At 70.5% G+C, this 11,568-nt stretch carries 9 protein-coding genes; 6 read left to right on the top strand and 3 right to left on the bottom strand.

The features are described from left to right. Positions 1-3: 3 nt before the first annotated feature. Complete coding sequence (locus IF28_RS0126525; protein ID WP_030225075.1) at positions 4-1,266, bottom strand: hypothetical protein; 1,263 nt, start codon at positions 1,264-1,266, stop codon at positions 4-6. Between the two features lie 248 nt (positions 1,267-1,514). Here IF28_RS0126525 and IF28_RS0126530 point away from each other — a divergent pair, with 248 nt between their 5' ends. The 6 genes from IF28_RS0126530 to IF28_RS39965 all read left to right on the top strand — a co-directional run bounded on the left by IF28_RS0126530 (position 1,515) and on the right by IF28_RS39965 (position 9,537). Continuing rightward, positions 1,515-3,947, top strand: coding sequence for a SulP family inorganic anion transporter (locus IF28_RS0126530; protein ID WP_030225076.1), 2,433 nt, complete (start codon positions 1,515-1,517; stop codon positions 3,945-3,947). A 198-nt stretch (positions 3,948-4,145) separates the two neighbouring features. Then, positions 4,146-6,101, top strand: coding sequence for an acetate--CoA ligase (gene acs, locus IF28_RS0126535; RefSeq protein WP_030225077.1), 1,956 nt, complete (start codon positions 4,146-4,148; stop codon positions 6,099-6,101). Positions 6,102-6,292: 191 nt separating this feature from the next. After that, the gene (gene nhaA / locus IF28_RS0126540) at positions 6,293-7,729 is read left to right on the top strand and encodes a Na+/H+ antiporter NhaA (protein ID WP_030225078.1); all 1,437 of its coding nucleotides are present in this window, start codon (positions 6,293-6,295) and stop codon (positions 7,727-7,729) included. An 84-nt stretch (positions 7,730-7,813) separates the two neighbouring features. Further along, positions 7,814-8,302, top strand: coding sequence for a phage holin family protein (locus tag IF28_RS0126545; RefSeq protein ID WP_030225080.1), 489 nt, complete (start codon positions 7,814-7,816; stop codon positions 8,300-8,302). Then, on the top strand, positions 8,299-9,249 hold the full coding sequence (locus tag IF28_RS0126550; RefSeq protein WP_030225082.1) for an alpha/beta fold hydrolase: 951 nt from the start codon (positions 8,299-8,301) through the stop codon (positions 9,247-9,249). The genes IF28_RS0126545 and IF28_RS0126550 overlap by 4 nt, the downstream gene beginning before the upstream one ends. 105 nt (positions 9,250-9,354) lie before the next feature. Further along, positions 9,355-9,537 carry a hypothetical protein gene (locus IF28_RS39965; protein WP_078621436.1) on the top strand — a complete coding sequence of 61 codons (183 nt, stop codon included), beginning with the start codon at positions 9,355-9,357 and terminating at the stop codon, positions 9,535-9,537. Positions 9,538-9,573: 36 nt separating this feature from the next. Here IF28_RS39965 and IF28_RS0126555 read toward each other — a convergent pair whose 3' ends face one another. Continuing rightward, the gene (locus IF28_RS0126555; protein ID WP_030225084.1) at positions 9,574-10,773 is read right to left on the bottom strand and encodes a MarP family serine protease; all 1,200 of its coding nucleotides are present in this window, start codon (positions 10,771-10,773) and stop codon (positions 9,574-9,576) included. 45 nt (positions 10,774-10,818) lie between these two features. After that, entirely contained in the window at positions 10,819-11,520 is a 702-nt protein-coding gene (locus IF28_RS0126560; RefSeq protein WP_030225087.1) for an NUDIX hydrolase, read from the bottom strand. Between the last annotated feature and the right edge of the window lie 48 nt (positions 11,521-11,568).

The raw sequence follows: 11,568 nt of genomic DNA on the forward strand, positions 1-11,568 counted from the left end.
CGCTCACCGCTTCTCCGCGGGAGCGCCGGGCACCCCCTTGGGGGCCGGAGCGGGTCCGTCGGCCAGGAAGGACTTCCAGCCCTTCTTCGGCGCCTCGCCGACGTTCAGCGTGCGCAGTTTCGCCAGTGTCTCGGGGTCCTGGGCGTCCAGCCAGTCCGCGAGGCCGCGGAAGGAGACACAGCGCACGTCGGACTTGGTGCACACCTCCTCGACGACCTCCTCGACGGCCCGCATGTAGGTGCCGCCGTTCCAGGACTCGAAGTGGTTGCCGATGATCAGGGGCGCCCTGTTGCCGTCGTAGGCCCGCTCGAAGCCCTGGAGGAGGCTGTCCCGCATCTGGTCACCCCACATCTCGCGCTTGGCGGGGTCGCCCTGGGTGGTGGTGCCGGACTGGTTGACCATGAAGTTGTAGTCCATGGTCAGCTGCTCGAACGAGTGCCCGGGGAAGGGGACGAGCTGCATCGACAGGTCCCACAGCCCCTCCTTCTTCTTCGGCCACACCTGGTTGTTGACCCCGCTGGTGTCATAGCGGAAGCCGAGGTCGCGGGCGGCCTTCATGAAGTTCTTCTGCCCCTCCAGGCAGGGGGTACGGGCGCCGATCAGCTCCTTGTCGTAGTCGAAGGGCAGCGGGGCCGAGTTCTTCATGCCCGTGTTGGTCTTCCAGGCCTTCACGAAGCTTTTGGCCTGGGCGATCTCGTCCTTCCAGTCGTCCACCGACCATTCGCCGACCCCGCCGTCGCTGCCGCAGAAGTGCCCGTTGAAATGGGTGCCGATCTCATTGCCCTCGAGCCAGGCGAGGCGCAGCTGCTTCACGGTGTCGGCGATGCCCTCCGCGTCGTTGAAGCCGATGTCGGAGCGGCCCGGGGAGTGCTGTGGCGGGCGGTACAGATCACGCTTCTCCTCCGGCAGCATGTACACCCCGCTGAGGAAGTACGTCATGGTCGCGTCGTTCTCCTTGGCGACCTTGCGGAAATGGGAGAAGAGTCTCTGGCTGTCCTCGCCCGCGCCGTCCCAGGAGAAGACCACGAACTGCGGGGGCTTCTCGCCGGGCTTCAGCCGTTCGGGCCGGAAAAGGTGCGGCTGCGCCCCGGTATAGGCGGTGGAGCCGTCTCCGATCAACCGGACGACGTTCTTCGGTGCGGGGGCCGGCTCGGCCTTCCCCCTGTCCGGCGCCTGCCCGTCGGTGCCGGTGGCGCAGCCGGCAAGCGATGCGACGCAGACCGCGGCGATCACGGTGCCCGTGGCGATCCTGTGGGTGGCGGCCATCCGCCCACCTTCTTCCTTGTCTCGGGCCGAGCTCGATGAGGGCTTTGTCTGGTGCTGTTCCGGTGCACGGCGACAGCGCCGTCAAAGTCGCACGAAGGAAGAAATGAATTAATACGACAAGCCGATGAAATGGTCACTTCACTCGCTGGAGTGATTGATTCGACCATTTGCCCGGAAAGCCTATGCCAGCCCTTTACTCTCAATTACGATCCGTTTACTGATTGTTGATACTCGAGAGAGGGGAAACCGTGTCAGCCTGCGTTCCCGCGAAGGCCGCCGACTCGGATCGGACCGAGCGCGCCCACCCACCCCACAGCCCGCCGCCGGCCGGGCCTCCGCGCCTGCGCGTCGCGGGGGCCGATCTGTCGGCCGCCGTCGCGGTCTTCCTGATCGCCCTTCCGCTGTCCCTCGGTATCGCCCTCGCCACCGGCGCGCCGCTCCAGGCCGGCCTGGTCGCCGCCGCCGTGGGCGGCATCGTCGCCGGACGGATCGGCGGCTCCCCGCTCCAGGTGAGCGGCCCGGCCGCCGGACTCACCGTCGTCACGGCCGACCTGATCCTGCGCTACGGCTGGCGTACGACCTGTGCCATCACCGTCCTCGCCGGACTCGCCCAACTCGGCCTCGGCTGCCTGCGTGTGGCACGCGGCGCGCTCGCCGTCAGTCCCGCGATCGTGCACGGCATGCTCGCCGGCATCGGCATCACCATCGCGGTCGCCCAGCTGCACATCGTCCTGGGCGGTACCCCGCAGAGCTCCGTCCCCGACAACCTCCTCGCGCTTCCCGCCCAGTTGGCGAACCTGCAGCCCGAGGCCCTGGCGGTGAGCCTGCTGACCCTGGCCCTGCTGCTCCTCTGGCCCCGGCTGCCCGGCCGCGCCGGGCGCGTGCTCCGTACGGTTCCGGCAGCGCTCGTCGCCGTCACCGGAGCCACCGCGACCGCCGCCGCGGCCGGCCTCGTCCTGCCCAAGGTGGATCTGCCGTCGTGGCGCAATTACGCCCTGGCCGGGCTGCCCGACGGCCCCGTGCTCGGCCTCGCGGCCGCCGTGCTCACCACGACACTGGTGTGCAGCGTGCAGTCGCTGCTCGGCGCCGTAGCCGTGGACAAGCTGGTGTCCGGCCGCCCGGGCCCCGCCCCCGTCCCACGCTCCGATCTGGACCGTGAACTGCTCGGACAGGGCGCGGCCAACATCGTCTCCGGATCACTCGGCGGACTGCCGGTCGCCGGAGTCGCGGTCCGCAGTTCCGCTAACGTCAAAGCGGGTGCCGTGAGCCGGAACTCCACGATGCTGCACGGCGTTCTCGTAGTGATCGCCGCGCTGCTGATGGTCCCGCTCCTCGAGTTCATCCCGCTCGCCTCGCTCGCCGCCCTGGTGATGGCCGTCGGCATCCAGATGGTGTCCCTGCACCACATCCGCACGGTGACCCGCCACCGCGAAGTCCTGGTCTACGCCGTGACCACCCTCGGCGTCGTCTCCCTCGGCGTCCTGGAGGGCGTGGCGCTGGGCATCGCCGTGGCCGTCGGTGTGGCCCTGCACCGGCTCACCCGCACCCGCATCACGCACCACGAGAAGGAAGGGGTCCATCACGTACACGTCCGGGGGCAGTTGACGTTCCTCGCGGTGCCACGGCTCAGCCGGGCCCTGCATCTCGTCCCCCAAGGGGCCGGCGTGGTCCTGGCGTTGGACGGTTCCTTCATGGACCACGCCGCCTACGAGACGCTGCAGGACTGGCAGGGCACGCACACCGCGCGGGGCGGCACCGTGAAGATCACCGGTCGCCACGCGGGAGTCCGGATCGCCGAGCCCGCCGCCCTCCTCTCCGGGCACCCGCCCGACGGGAGCGAGGAGGCCGGCGCATCCGGCGCCGACTGCCGCTGCCGGCCCTGGACGGCCTGGCGCAACCACCAGTGCGACCGCCCACGCCCCCTGCCGGCCGACGACCCGCGGCCGGGCGAGTCCGCCACCGAGAAGGGAGCGGAGGGAGGCGAGGACGGCGAGCCGAAGCCGGCCGGCACCGGCGGCCACGAACTGGTACGCGGTATCAGCACGTTCCAGCGCAACACCGCTCCCCTGGTCCGCGGTGAGCTGGCCCGGCTGGCCCGTGAAGGACAGCAGCCCGCTCAGCTGTTCCTGACCTGCGCCGACTCGCGCGTGGTGACCTCGATGATCACGTCCAGTGGTCCGGGAGACCTGTTCGTGGTGCGCAACGTCGGCAATCTCGTACCGCCCCCCGGTGCGGAGAGCGGCGACGACTCGGTGGCGGCCGCGATCGAGTACGCCGTGGACGTGCTGGCGATCCGGTCCATCACCGTCTGCGGGCACTCGGGGTGCGGTGCCATGCAGGCACTGCTCGACACCGATCCGGACGGCGCCCGTACGCCGCTGAGACGGTGGCTGCGGCACGGCCGGCCGAGCCTGGAGCGCATGGCCGACGGCGGCGGCCCTCCGTCGCTGCTGGCCGGACGGGCACCCGTCGACGCGGCCGAGCGGCTCTGTCTGACGAACGTGGTGCAGCAACTGGAGCATCTGCGCGCCCATGAAGCGGTGGCCCGTGCCCTGAAGGACGGTGCTCTGGAACTCCACGGCATGTACTTCCACGTGGGTGAGGCCCAGGCGTATCTCCTCACCGAGCGGGGCGAGGAATGGGTGTTCGACCGGGTCCGGTCGGCGGACCCGACGAGGTGAGGTGACACGTCCGGGTGTGAGAGGCGTTACACACCTTGAACCGGGTTGCTCCGGGCCCCGTGGGAAAGGGTGTCGCAGGCCGCACCGACAGCCCTCGATAGGTCTAAACCAATTCGCCGTCGGCCCTTGTCAGCGCACCCCCGGGTCTGATGAGCTGTGGCCTGGGACACAACGGACACCCTGGGAAAGGCAGATGCCGTGAGCAATGAAAGCCTGGCCAACCTTCTGAAGGAGGAGCGTCGCTTCTCGCCCCCCGCCGACCTGGCCGCGAACGCCAATGTCACGGCGGAGGCGTATGAACAGGCCAAGGCTGACAGGCTCGGCTTCTGGGCCGAGCAGGCCCGCCGGCTGACCTGGGCCACCGAGCCCACGGAGACCCTGGACTGGTCGAACCCGCCGTTCGCCAAGTGGTTCAAGGACGGCGAGCTCAACGTCGCCTACAACTGCGTGGACCGGCATGTGGAGGCCGGGCACGGCGACCGGGTCGCGATCCACTTCGAGGGCGAGCCGGGCGACAGCCGCGCCATCACCTACGCCCAGCTCAAGGACGAGGTCTCCCAGGCGGCCAACGCCCTGCTGGAGCTGGGTGTCCAGAAGGGCGACCGGGTCGCCGTCTACATGCCGATGATCCCGGAGACCGCCGTCGCGATGCTGGCCTGCGCCCGCATCGGCGCCGCGCACTCCGTCGTCTTCGGCGGCTTCTCGGCGGACGCGCTCGCCACCCGGATCCAGGACGCCGACGCGCGGGTCGTCATCACGGCCGACGGCGGTTACCGGCGCGGCAAGCCGTCCGCGCTCAAGCCGGCCGTCGACGAGGCGATCGCCAAGGCGGGCACCGTGGAGCACGTCCTCGTCGTCCGCCGCACCGGCCAGGACGTCGCCTGGACCGAGGGCCGCGACGTGTGGTGGCACGACCTGGTCGCGGGGCAGAGCGCCGAGCACACTCCTGAGGCGTTCGGGGCCGAGCACCCGCTGTTCATCCTCTACACCTCCGGGACCACGGGTAAGCCGAAGGGCATCCTGCACACCTCCGGCGGCTATCTGACCCAGACGGCGTACACGCACTGGTCGGTCTTCGACCTCAAGCCCGAGACCGACGTGTACTGGTGCACGGCCGACGTCGGCTGGGTCACCGGGCACTCGTACATCGTCTACGGCCCGCTCGCCAACGGCGCCACCCAGGTCATGTACGAGGGCACGCCGGACACGCCGCACCAGGGCCGCTTCTGGGAGATCGTGGAGAAGTACGGCGTCACGATCCTCTACACGGCGCCCACCGCGATCCGCACGTTCATGAAGTGGGGCGACGACATCCCCGCGAAGTTCGACCTGTCCTCGCTGCGGGTGCTCGGCTCGGTCGGTGAGCCGATCAACCCGGAGGCCTGGATCTGGTACCGGAAGAACATCGGCGGGGACCGCACCCCCGTGGTGGACACCTGGTGGCAGACCGAGACCGGCGGCATCATGATCTCCCCGCTGCCCGGCGTGACCGACGCCAAGCCCGGCTCCGCCCAGACCCCGCTGCCCGGCATCGCGGCGACCGTCGTCGACGACGAGGCGGCCGAGGTTCCGGACGGCGGCGGTGGCTACCTGGTGCTCACCGAGCCGTGGCCGTCGATGCTGCGCACCATCTGGGGCGACGACCAGCGGTTCATCGACACGTACTGGTCGCGGTTCGAGGGCAAGTACTTCGCCGGTGACGGCGCCAAGAGGGACGACGACGGCGACATCTGGCTGCTCGGCCGGGTCGACGACGTCATGCTGGTGTCCGGGCACAACATCTCCACCACGGAGGTCGAATCCGCGCTGGTCTCGCACCCGTCGGTCGCCGAGGCGGCCGTCGTCGGCGCGGCGGACGAGACGACCGGACAGGCCATCGTCGCCTTCGTCATCCTGCGCGGCACGGCGGCGGAGAGCGAGGACCTCGTCGGCGAACTGCGCAATCACGTGGGCGCCACGCTCGGCCCGATCGCCAAGCCCAAGCGGATCCTGCCGGTGGCCGAGCTGCCGAAGACCCGCTCCGGCAAGATCATGCGCCGTCTGCTGCGTGACGTCGCCGAGAACCGCCAGCTCGGTGACGTCACCACGCTGACGGACTCCACGGTCATGGACCTCATCCAGGCCAAGCTGCCCCAGGCGCCCGGCGAGGACTGAGCGGTCGGAGACCGACCGGGGCGCACCCACGCGGCCACGCGCGGGTGCGCCCCGGACCGCTCCCGAGGCGCGCCCCGGTGCACCTCGGGAGCACCTTGGATAAGCTGAACGAAAAGCTGTCTCATGGGGCGCCGGGAAGTCTGGTCGGCACACGATTCGTGCTGCCCGCCCGACCAGAGGACTCACCCGCAGTGACCGCGCCCCGCACCCCCACCCCCCGTAAGGCCCTCGGACGTCTCTCGCTGCCCGAGCGGACGTTCGTCGCCGACGCGCTCCGCACCGAGACGGTCGGCGGTGTTCTGCTGCTCCTCGCCGCCGTCGCCGCGCTGATCTGGGCGAACATCTCCGGTCCGCACGGCAGCTACGAGACCGTCAGCCACTTCCACTTCGGTGTCGACGCCCTCGGGCTCAATCTGTCCGTGGCGCACTGGGCCGCCGACGGACTGCTCGCCGTCTTCTTCTTCGTCGCGGGCGTCGAGCTCAAGCGCGAACTCGTCGCCGGTGATCTGCGCGACCCCAAGGCGGCCATGCTGCCCGTCGTCGCCGCCCTGTGCGGCATGGCCGTACCGGCGCTGGTCTACACGCTCACCAGCGGCGTGGGCGGCGGCTCCCTGGCCGGGTGGGCCGTACCCACCGCCACCGACATCGCCTTCGCGCTCGCCGTACTGGCCGTCATCGGCACCTCCCTGCCGAGCGCGCTGCGCGCCTTCCTGCTCACCCTCGCCGTCGTCGACGACCTGTTCGCCATCCTGATCATCGCGGTCTTCTTCACCGACGACCTGGACTTCGCGGCGCTCGGCGGCGCGTTCGCGGGCCTGGCCCTCTTCTGGCTGCTGCTGCGCAAGGGGGTACGCGGCTGGTACGTGTACGTGCCGCTCGCGCTGGTCGTATGGGCGCTGATGTACAACAGCGGCATCCACGCCACCATCGCCGGTGTCGCGATGGGCCTGATGCTGCGCTGCCACCGCCACGAGGGCGAGCAGCGCTCACCGGGCGAGCGTGTCGAACACCTCGTCCGGCCGCTGTCGGCGGGCCTCGCCGTCCCGCTGTTCGCCCTGTTCAGCGCGGGTGTGGCGATCTCCGGCGAGGCACTCGCGGACGTGTTCGCGCAGCCGGAGACGCTGGGCGTCGTCCTCGGACTCGTCGTCGGCAAGACGCTCGGCATCTTCGGCGGCACCTGGCTGACGGCACGCTTCACCAGGGCGTCGCTCAGCGACGACCTCGCGTGGCCGGACGTGTTCGCGGTGGCGACGCTCGCCGGCATCGGCTTCACCGTCTCGCTGCTCATCGGGGAACTCGCCTTCGAGGGCGACGCGGCGATGACGGACAGCGTCAAGGCCGCAGTCCTCACCGGCTCGCTGATCGCCACCGCTGTCGCGACGGTGCTGCTGCGGATGAGGAACGCCAAGTACCGCAGGCTGACCGAGGACGAGGAGCGCGACGAGGACCTCAGCGGCGTCCCGGACGTCTACGAGCAGGACGACCCGGCGTACCACCTGCGGATGGCGGAGATCCACGAGCGGAAGGCCGCGGAGCACCGGCGACTCGCCCGGGAGAAGGCCGCGGAGCGTGACGCGCTTGCCGAAGTGACGGGCGGGGCAGGCGAGGAGCACCACGGTCCGGCATGATCTGACGAGACGGTACAAAAGACGGAACCGTATGTGCAGGCATGAGGAACGTACGGGGAACGTACGCAGGAGAGGGAGACCGCGATGAGCGCACCCGACGGCAGCCCGGTCGGCGCCGAACGCAGCATCGGCCAGTTGTTCGCCTCGGCGACGGCTGACATGTCGGCGCTGGTGCACGACGAGATCGCGCTGGCGAAGGCGCAGCTCAAGCAGGACGTCAAGCGGGGTGCGACCAGCGGCAGCGCGTTCACGGCGGCCGGTGTGCTGCTGCTGTTCTCCCTGCCGATGCTGAACTTCGCCCTCGCCTACGGCATCCACACCTGGAGCGACTGGAACCTCGCGCTCTGCTTCCTGCTGTCCTTCGCCGCGAACGTGCTGATCGCGCTGGTCCTCGCGCTCATCGGCGTCGTCTTCGCGAAGAAGGCGAAGAAGGGACGCGGCCCGCAGAAGGTCGCCGCCTCGGTGAAGGAGACGGCGGGCGTGCTGCAGAAGGCCAAGCCGCACCCGCGGCCCGAACTGCCCGAGGACCGGGTCCCCCAGGCCATCGAGGCTGTGGCACGCTCGTCCTCATGACGGATCCCGCCACTCCTGCGGCGCAACCCGCTTCGGTCGTACGACTCGACATCCCCGGCGGCGCCGGGCTGATCCACCGCGACGTCGCGGCCAACGGCGCCCGCTTCCACATCGCGGAGCTGGGCGACGGCCCCCTGGTGCTGCTGCTGCACGGCTTCCCGCAGTTCTGGTGGACCTGGCGACACCAGCTGACGGCGCTCGCGGACGCCGGTTTCCGGGCCGTCGCCATGGACCTGCGGGGCGTCGGCGGCAGCGACCGCACGCCGCGCGGTTACGACCCGGCCAACCTCGCGCTGGACATCACCGGCGTGATCCGTTCCCTGGGCGAACCGGACGCCGCGCTGGTCGGCCATGACCTGGGCGGATATCTGGCGTGGACGGCGGCGGCGATGCGCCCCAAGCTGGTACGGCGGCTCGCGGTCGCGTCCATGCCGCACCCGCGGCGCTGGCGCTCGGCGCTGGTCTCCGACGCCCGGCAGTCGGCCGCCCTGTCCCACATCTGGGGGTTCCAGCGGCCCTGGATCCCGGAGCGCCGGCTCACCGCTGACGACGGGGCGCTGGTGGCCGAGCTGATCCGGGACTGGTCCGGGCCGCGCCTGCCGGACGACAAGGCGCTGGAGAACTACCGGCGGGCCATGTGCATCCCGTCCACGGCGCACTGCTCGATCGAGCCGTACCGCTGGATGGTGCGCTCCCTGGCCCGCCCGGACGGCATCCAGTTCAACCGCAGGATGAAGCGGCCGGTGCGGGTGCCGACGCTGCATCTGCACGGCTCGCTGGACCCGGTCGTGCGCACGCGCAGTGCCGCGGGGTCCGGGGAGTACGTCGAGGCGCCGTACCGCTGGCGGCTGTTCGACGGGCTGGGGCACTTCCCGCACGAAGAGGATCCGGTCGCTTTCTCCACCGAACTGATCAATTGGCTGAAGGATCCGGAACCCGATCGATAGGCCGGCCGAGCACTTGTCTGACGATCGGCCAATTGCCGGGCGCATACGCCAATTGAGGGCGCGTGAGGTGGTTATCGACCATGGGGCAGGGGCAGACGTCCGGGTATGGGCTGGACGCACGACTACAGTGACGCAAGCCGCGACCGCCGCTCGGCGGGCGGTGTGGGTTCCCACCAGCGAGGCGGTGCACGACGGATGGCAGGTACGGATCTCAGGGTGGGAATTCCGCACATCCTCCGTCGCAGGGCCCGCTGGGTCTCCGTCCGTCTGCGCCATCCGCGCGGCTGACGGTCCGTACGACCGCGAGCCGGCACACCACGGGCTCTAGAGAGCGCAGTTGTCGCTGTCCACCTGCTGGTTCGCGGTACGGCCCTTGGTGATGTCGTCCTGGATCTCGTCCGCGGTGAGGGCGTACCCCGTCTCGGCGTCGTCGAGCGACTTCGCGAAGACCACGCCGTAGACCTCGCCGTCGGGCGTGAGCAGCGGGCCGCCGGAGTTCCCCTGCCGGACCGTCGCGTACAGGGAGTACACATCACGGCGGACGGTGCCGCGGTGGTAGATGTCGGGGCCGTTGGCCGTGATGCGTCCGCGCAGGCGCGCCGGGCGGACGTCGTACGCCCCGTTCTCCGGGAAGCCGGCGACGATGGCGCTGTCGCCGCTGCTCGCGTCGTCGGTCGTGAACCGCAGCGCGGGCGCGTCCAGATCGGGTACGTCGAGGACGGCGATGTCGCGCTTCCAGTCGTAGAGGACGACCGTGGCGTCGTACTTCCTGCCCTCGCCGCCTATCTGCACGGTCGGCTCGTCGACGCCGCCCACGACATGCGCGTTGGTCATGACGCGGCGGTCGCCGAAGACGAAGCCGGTGCCCTCCAGGACCTTGCCGCAACTCGGGGCGGTGCCCATCACCTTGACGATGGAGCGCTGTGCGCGCAGGGCGACGGGGCTGCCCGCCAGGGCCGGGTCGGGTGGCCGTACGTCGGTGATCGGTTCGCTGGAGAACGGACTGAAGACCTGCGGGAAGCCGTTCTGCGCGAGGACGGAGGAGAAGTCGGCGAACCAGGTGTCGGCCTGGTCGGGCAGCGCCCGGGACACGCCGAGCAGCACCTTGGAGCCGCGGACCTCCTTGCCGAGCGTCGGCAGTGTCGTACCGGCGAGGGCGGAGCCGATCAGCCAGGCGACCAGGAGCATCGCGACGACGTTGACCAGGGCGCCGCCGGTGGCGTCGAGCGCGCGGGCGGGGGACCAGGTGATGTAGCGGCGCAGTTTGTTGCCCAGATGGGTCGTCAGGGCCTGGCCGACGGAGGCGCAGACTATGACGACGACGACCGCGACGACGGCGGCCGTCGTCCCGACCTCCGACTTGTCCGTCAGGGCGTCCCAGATGACGGGCAGCGTGTACACGGCGACGAGACCGCCGCCGAGGAAGCCGATCACCGAAAGGATGCCGACGACGAAGCCCTGGCGGTAGCCGACGACGGCGAACCACACGGCGGCGACGAGCAACAGGATGTCCAGCACGTTCACCGCTTCAAGCCTCGCCTCGTCCTACCCAGCACCGCGCCCACCCTGTCATGACCCCCAGTCCAGCGGGACCCGCCTGTCGCGGTCCCAGGGGCGCTCCCACCCGGCGAAGTGCAGCAACCGGTCGATGACACCGGCGGTGAAGCCCCATACGAGGGCCGATTCGACCAGGAACGCCGGGCCCTGGAAGCCGCTGGGGTGAACCGTGGTCGCCCGGTTGTCCGGGTGGGTGAGATCCGCCACGGGGACGGTGAACACCCGCGCGGTCTCGTTCGGGTCGACGACGCCGACCGGGCTGGGGACGCGCCACCAGCCCAGGACGGGCGTGACGACGAAGCCGCTGACGGGGATGTACAGCTTCGGCAGTACGCCGAAGAGCTGAACGCCCGTCGGGTCGAGTCCGGTCTCCTCCTCGGCCTCGCGCAGGGCGGCCCGCAGCGGACCGTCGCCGTGCGGGTCGCCGTCCTCGGGGTCGAGGGCGCCGCCGGGGAAGGACGGCTGTCCGGCGTGCGACCGCAGGGAGCTCGCGCGCTCCATGAGCAGCAGCTCCGGGCCGCGCTCGCCGTCACCTTCGCCGAAGAGGATGAGGACGGCGGACTGACGTCCCGAGCCGTTCTCCGGGGGCAGGAAGCGGCTGAGCTGTCGCGGCCGTATCGTCTCCACCGCGCCTGCCACCGGGTCCAGCCAGCCGGGCAGCCCGGCCCTGCTGACCGTCACCGGACCGCCCTGGGCACCGCTTGTCCGCGTCATCGCCACCCCCGTCGTCCGGCCGCGTCCCACACGCTCAACGCCCGGCGG

This window comes from Streptomyces sp. NRRL WC-3626 (assembly GCF_000718785.1).
GTDB classification, from domain to species: domain Bacteria; phylum Actinomycetota; class Actinomycetes; order Streptomycetales; family Streptomycetaceae; genus Streptomyces; species Streptomyces edwardsiae.

Coding starts and splice junctions, on each gene's coding strand:
- IF28_RS0126525 (WP_030225075.1), bottom strand. CDS start 1,266: ATGGCCGCCACCCACAGGATCGCCACGGGCACCGTGATCGCCGCGGTC.
- IF28_RS39965 (WP_078621436.1), top strand. CDS start 9,355: ATGGGCTGGACGCACGACTACAGTGACGCAAGCCGCGACCGCCGCTCG.
- IF28_RS0126550 (WP_030225082.1), top strand. CDS start 8,299: ATGACGGATCCCGCCACTCCTGCGGCGCAACCCGCTTCGGTCGTACGA.
- IF28_RS0126560 (WP_030225087.1), bottom strand. CDS start 11,520: ATGACGCGGACAAGCGGTGCCCAGGGCGGTCCGGTGACGGTCAGCAGG.
- IF28_RS0126545 (WP_030225080.1), top strand. CDS start 7,814: ATGAGCGCACCCGACGGCAGCCCGGTCGGCGCCGAACGCAGCATCGGC.